The organism is Kitasatospora sp. NPDC059088 (assembly GCF_042738155.1).
Taxonomy (GTDB): domain Bacteria; phylum Actinomycetota; class Actinomycetes; order Streptomycetales; family Streptomycetaceae; genus Kitasatospora.
On record NZ_JBHYGR010000060.1, the window covers coordinates 1 to 1,764 of the forward strand.

The window sequence follows — 1,764 nt, forward strand, 5'->3', positions numbered from 1 at the left end:
CCCCCCGTGGGGGGGGGGGGGGGGGCCGCCCCCCCCCCCCCCCCCCCCCTTCGTCGCGGTGCCCCGGTCAGTCCTCGGCGGGGGCGCCCAGCCAGTCCGCGAGGGCCTCGCGCAGCTCGCGCTGGCCGGGGTCCACGGCACCCCAGGCGACGTAGCCGTCCGGGCGGATCAGCAGCACGGTGTCGGCCAGCTTGCCGTGCGGGTCGGCCGGGGCGGCGCAGACCAGGCGGTCCGCCCAGGGCGCGGTGGCGGCCAGCTCGTCATTGCTCACCAGGACGAACTTCCCGGCGCGCAGCGCCTCGTAGAGCCGCTCGGGCCCGGCCGGCTCGCCGTCGGCGGGCTTGCTGAGGGAGGTCAGCCGGAGGTCGGGGACGCGCTTGCCGACCTGGGGGTGGGCGCCCTTGGGGGCGGGGTAGGCGATCTCGATGCCGGAGACCATCCGGGCGCCGCGCTCGGTGAGCAGGTCGAGGTGGCCGCCGATCGCGGTGAGCGCCCCGCGCAGGGCGCGGGTGGGGGCGGACTCGGCGAGGGCGATCCGGATCAGTGCGCCGGAGGTGCGCAGCACCGTCCTGCCGACCGGGTGCCGCTCGGCCTGGTAGGTGTCCAGCAGCGCGTCGGTGGCCCGGCCGCGGACGGCGGCGGCGAGCTTCCAGGAGAGGTTGGCGGCGTCCTGGAGGCCGGTGTTCATGCCCTGGCCGCCGGCCGGGGAGTGGCAGTGGGCGGCGTCGCCGGCCAGGAAGACCCGGCCGGAGCGGTAGTGGGGGGCCTGGCGCTCGTCGCTGTGGAAGGTGGAGCTCCAGCGCACGTCGTGCAGGCCGTAGTCCTCGCCCTGGGTGGCCTGGACGATCGCGGTGAGTTGCTCGGGGGTGGGGGTGGCGCCGTCGGCCTGCTGCTCGTTGCGGTCCCAGGCGATGACCCGGTACCAGCCGTCGCCGAACGGGGCGACGAAGGAGAAGCCGGCCTTGTTGGCGCCGACGGCGATCGCGTCGGCGGGCTCGCGCTCCAGCCGGACGTCGGCGAGCATCACGGAGTCGACCACGGACTCGCCGGGGAACTCGATGCCGAGCAGCTCGCGCACGGCGGAGCGGACGCCGTCGGTGCCGACCGCGTAGCGGGCCCGGTGGCTCTGCCCGTCGGCCGTCTCCAGGGTGACCGCCTCGGCGTCCTGGCGCAGCCCGGTGACCTCGGCGCCGCGCAGGATCACGGCGCCGGCCCGTTCGGCGCGCTCCTGGAGCACCCGCTCGACGTTGTACTGCGGGGTGATCAGGACGAACGGGAAGCGGCTGGGCAGCGTGCTGAGGTCGATGCCGACCTTGTTCAGCATCCTGAGCCCGCTGAGCGGGCGGCCGGTGGCGATCAGCTCGTCGGCCAGGCCCCGGGCGTCCAGCAGCTCCAGGGTGCGGGCGTGCACGGCGAAGGCCCGGGTGAGGTTGGACTCCGTGCCGCGCTTCTCCAGGACGGTGACGCCGACCCCGGCGGCGGCGAGGTCGCCGGCCAGCAGCAGTCCGGTCGGTCCGGCGCCGACGATGACGACATCGGTTTCGGTCGGCTTCACGGCCATGTATCAGCTCCCGTTGTTCGGAGGGCGGTTACGCCGTCCCCGGCGTTCTCCCAGCCTCCATCATCGCGGGCGCCGGTGGAGCTGTGAACCGCCGGGGGCCCCGGGGGGGGGGGGCGCGGGCGGGGGGCGGCGGGGGGGGGGGGGGGGGGGGGGCCCCCCCGCCGTGCGGTGGCGCGGGGTTGCCAGACGGGGGTTGGCGGAGG

At 76.5% G+C, this 1,764-nt stretch carries 1 protein-coding gene; it reads right to left on the bottom strand.

Translation table 11 applies throughout. The features are described from left to right. Positions 1-67: 67 nt before the first annotated feature. Positions 68-1,561 (bottom strand): FAD-dependent monooxygenase, encoded by a 1,494-nt coding sequence (locus ACFWXO_RS25125; protein WP_375891905.1) that lies wholly within the window; start codon positions 1,559-1,561, stop codon positions 68-70. Positions 1,562-1,764 lie beyond the last annotated feature (203 nt).

Bases quoted from the DNA above. Each gene is read 5' to 3' on its own strand.
- ACFWXO_RS25125 (WP_375891905.1), bottom strand. From the start codon at position 1,561: ATGGCCGTGAAGCCGACCGAAACCGATGTCGTCATCGTCGGCGCCGGA.